Source organism: Bergeriella denitrificans NBRC 102155 (genome assembly GCF_001592185.1).
Classification (GTDB): domain Bacteria; phylum Pseudomonadota; class Gammaproteobacteria; order Burkholderiales; family Neisseriaceae; genus Neisseria; species Neisseria denitrificans.
Genome location: NZ_BCWL01000236.1, coordinates 1 through 2,954, shown reverse-complemented (window position 1 = coordinate 2,954; position 2,954 = coordinate 1). Strand labels below are relative to the sequence as shown.

The following is a 2,954-nucleotide window of genomic DNA, read 5'->3' as shown; positions in this document are numbered from 1 at the left end:
CGCAGGCGGCGGGCGGGTAATAAAAAGCCGTCTGAAAATCGGGTTTTTCAGACGGCTTTTTTGGGGCAGTATTGGATTGTGGATTAGGGCGTAATATCGGCATCAAATGCCAGATGGCCTTGATTGCCCAGCGTCAAAGGCTGTAAGGCTACGGTTTGGCGGTTCAGCAGCATATCCGCCGTGTCGCTTAAATATGCCTGAGCGTGCGGCGTGAAGCGGTGGGCTTGGTAGGCGGCTTCGTTTTCGTAAATTTCAAAAAGATACCAGCGATTGGGTTGATTTTTTTCGGTGGCGGCATAGACGGCAGACAGGCCGGGCGCTGTTTTCGCGGCAGCGGCGTAGGCGCGTAATGCCGGTCGGAAAGCCTGCTGCGCTTCGGGGCGGATGTCGGCAATGGTGAGACGGGTCAGCGTGGATGCCGTCTGAAAAACTTTTTTATCGCTGAGCAACTGCGGCACCAGCTCGGTTTTCTGTTTGCGGTCGGTGAGGATATGCGGTGCGGCGGCCAGAAATGTCCGGTATTGCGGCGATTGCAGATGTGCCTGATAGGCCGCGTCGTCGGCGTAGATTTCCACCATATAGCGCAGGTTCGGCGTATCGGCGGATTGCAGCGAATACATCGCCAGCGTGCCTTTTTCGCGGGCGATCGACGTGCGGATATTGTGTTCGCCGATTTGCCGGTAACGCTCAGTCTGCGCGGGTTGTACGCCGAGCTCGAACAGGTTGAATACCGGCGCGGCTTGGGCGGCAAGGGCGGCGGAAAATAAGACGGTCATAAGGGTTTTGGGAAGCATGGGGATTGGGGTTGGTTGGGTTGGGCAGGTAGGTTGGATTGACACGCCAACCTGCGGATTTTCAGACGGCCTTTATTGCCCTTTAAACTGCTCGATGTGTTCCGCAACCAAATTGGCCTGAAACTCGCGCACGGTGTAACGCGCCAGCCGGTCGGCGAAATACACGTCTTCGGCCAAAATGGCGTCCAGCGCGGCGCGGTTTTCGGCTTGGGCAACCACTATGCCCGCGTGCGCTTGGTCGCGGTAGGGGCCGACGATGAGGAAGTGGCCGCTTCGGGCATATTTGCCGAACCAGTCGCGGTGGGTGGTAAGCATTTCGTCGGCTTGGTCGGCGGGGATATTGGCTTGGTCTAATACGATGTCGATAAGATACATTTTCATTCCTTGCTGGTTGGATTTGCGAGGCCGTCTGAATGATTAGGTAGGACGGGCATTCCTGCCCGTCGCTTTTCCATAAAGAAAAGAAAATGCTTCATCACAAAGTTTATCTCATTCTACGAGTGAGCGGCGGGGTGGCAACCCCGCCCTACGGCCATACGCTTGATTTTGTTTGGCTTATTTCGGCTGACGCAGCGATACGCCTTTGACATGGCTGCCCAGCGGCGATTGCAGGCGTTCGGTGACGGCGCGTTGCCATTCTTTCAAGCCTTCGTCGCTGACTTGGTTGGAGCTGGTGAAAAACAGCGGTTCGTTATAGGTAAAGCTGGTGTAATACGCGCTGGCTTCCAGCGGGGCGAGCACTTCTGCGCCGGTGTAGCGCACCAAGCCTTCATGCCGGTAAGTGGTATCGGCCGAGCCTGCGCCGACGATGATTTGGAACTCTTTGCCCGCAAAGGCAAAGCCGCCCTCGCCGAATGCCCAGCCGTATGCCCACACGCTGTTCATATAGGCTTTGAGCATGGGCGTGAGGTTGAACCAGTGAATCGGGAACATATAGACCACGCGGTCGGCGCGCTCGTGGGCGGCTTGCTCTGCGGCCACATCAATCGCCGCAAAATCGCTGCCGTACATTTCATCGATATTGCGGATTTCGATGTTGCCGACTTGGGCGGCGGCTTCGGCCAAGGCTTTAATCACGCGGGATTGGGCGAAGTTGGGATGGGAGACGACTAATAAAGTGTTCATTTTGCTTTCCTAAAAGGTTTCGTATATTCGATGAAAACCATTATAGGCAGTCTATTCCATTTAAAAAACGGGTAAAATAACAAAACACTTGCAACTAAAAGTTGAAAATTATCATGAAGACTCCGCTCAAACACATCGCCGCCTTTGTTCAGACGGCACACAGCGGCAGCTTTACCGCCGCCGCCGAGCAGCAAAACGTATCCCCCGCCGCCGTCAGCAAAAGCGTCGGTATTTTGGAGCAGTCGCTGGGCGTGCGCCTGTTCAACCGCACCACCCGCAGCCTGAGCCTCACCGCCGAGGGCGAGGAATTTCTTAACCAAGTGCGCCCCGCGCTGGAAATGCTCGAAGCCGCCGCCGATACGCTGAAAGCCGCGCAAAGCACGCCTGTAGGCAAGGTTAGGATTTCGCTGCCTGCCGTTATCGGCCGCCATTTGATTATGCCGCTTTTACCCGAACTGCACCGCCGTTATCCGAACATACAGCTTGAACTGGATTTCAACGACCGCGTAATCGACTTCGTGAAAGACGGCTACGATTTGGTGATACGCGGCGGTGTGATTGAAGAATCGTCGCTGATTGCCCGCCCCTTGATGACCATGACCACCACCCTCGTTGCCGCAGCCGGTTATCTTGAGCACAACGGAATGCCGCAAAGCGCGGCGGATTTGGTCAAACACAGCCTTATCGCCCGCCGTTTCCCCAACGGCAAATACCAGCTTTGGCATTTTCAAAACGGCCAAACCATCGAGCCGGAGCAGGCGGTTTTGACCTGCTCCGACCCCGAAGCGGTATTGGAAGCAGCCCTGCAAGGCTTGGGTGTGGCCGAAGCGGCCGATTATCTGGCGCAACCTTACTTGGACGGCGGACGTTTGCAGCGCGTGTTGCCCGATGTGTATCAAAAAAACGCTTTCCCGCTGGTGTTGCAATACCCGCACCGCACACAGCTTGCACCGAGGGTCAAGGCGGTAGCGGATTTTTTGGTGGAGGCATTTCAGAAAAGCGCAGGGTAAGGGAAAGGCCGTCTGAAAATTCTAT

4 protein-coding genes are annotated in these 2,954 nt (G+C 55.8%); 1 reads left to right on the top strand and 3 read right to left on the bottom strand.

Features of this window, described 5'->3' with window-relative positions; all coding sequences use genetic code 11:
* Nucleotides 1–83: 83 nt before the first annotated feature.
* From BDE01S_RS09665 to BDE01S_RS09655, 3 genes are all read right to left on the bottom strand, one after another.
* On the bottom strand, nt 84–776 hold the full coding sequence (locus BDE01S_RS09665; RefSeq protein ID WP_218015872.1) for a putative quinol monooxygenase: 693 nt from the start codon (nt 774–776) through the stop codon (nt 84–86).
* A 90-nt stretch (nt 777–866) separates the two neighbouring features.
* Nucleotides 867–1,169, bottom strand: coding sequence for a YciI family protein (locus BDE01S_RS09660; protein ID WP_066080887.1), 303 nt, complete (start codon nt 1,167–1,169; stop codon nt 867–869).
* 180 nt (nt 1,170–1,349) lie between these two features.
* Complete coding sequence (locus BDE01S_RS09655) at nt 1,350–1,919, bottom strand: NAD(P)H-dependent oxidoreductase (protein ID WP_066080881.1); 570 nt, start codon at nt 1,917–1,919, stop codon at nt 1,350–1,352.
* A gap of 113 nt (nt 1,920–2,032) precedes the next feature.
* On the opposite strand from BDE01S_RS09655, the gene BDE01S_RS09650 reads away from it, so the two are divergent.
* Nucleotides 2,033–2,929, top strand: coding sequence for a LysR family transcriptional regulator (locus BDE01S_RS09650; RefSeq protein ID WP_066080878.1), 897 nt, complete (start codon nt 2,033–2,035; stop codon nt 2,927–2,929).
* Nucleotides 2,930–2,954 lie beyond the last annotated feature (25 nt).